Raw genomic sequence first — 514 nt, forward strand, 5'->3', positions numbered from 1 at the left:
TCGTCGTACTCCTTGCGCTTCTTGGGGTCACCGAGGACGTCGTTCGCCTCGGAGATCTCCTTGAAGCGCTCCTCCGCCTTGGCGTTGCCCTTGTTGGCGTCCGGATGGAACTCGCGGGCGAGCTTCCGGTACGCCTTCTTGATCTCGGCCTCGGTGGCGTCCTTGGGGACGCCGAGGACCTTGTAGAAGTCCTTCTCGATGAAGTCCTTGGTGCTCATCCTCGACGTCCCTCCTTCCGTGTCGGTTCAAGCTCAGCCCTCGTCCGGGCCACCGCTCTCCTTGTCGTCGGCCGCGGTCTCGGTCTCCTCCGAGGACTTCACGGTCTGCGCGCCCGGCTGGGGTTCGGCGACGGCCACCCGCGCGGGGCGGATGGTGCGCTCGCCGATGCGGTACCCGGGCTGGAGGATCGCCACGCACGTCGTCTCGGTGACGTCGGGCGCGTACGAGTGCATCAGGGCCTCGTGGATCGTCGGGTCGAAGGGCTCGCCCTCCTTGCCGAACTGCTGGAGGCCCA

At 67.1% G+C, this 514-nt stretch carries 2 protein-coding genes; both read right to left on the reverse strand.

Going from position 1 to position 514, the window contains the following annotated elements; all coding sequences use genetic code 11:
* Positions 1–218: DnaJ domain-containing protein (locus tag G6W55_RS38250; protein WP_175525132.1), on the reverse strand; the 218-nt coding region annotated here is incomplete at its 3' end.
* Between the two features lie 33 nt (positions 219–251).
* Positions 252–514 (reverse strand): nucleotide exchange factor GrpE (gene grpE, locus G6W55_RS38255; protein WP_175525133.1); only part of this gene is annotated, 263 nt, incomplete at its 5' end.

It is taken from the genome of Streptomyces sp. CAI-85 (genome assembly GCF_013363615.1).
GTDB lineage: Bacteria > Actinomycetota > Actinomycetes > Streptomycetales > Streptomycetaceae > Streptomyces > Streptomyces antibioticus_B.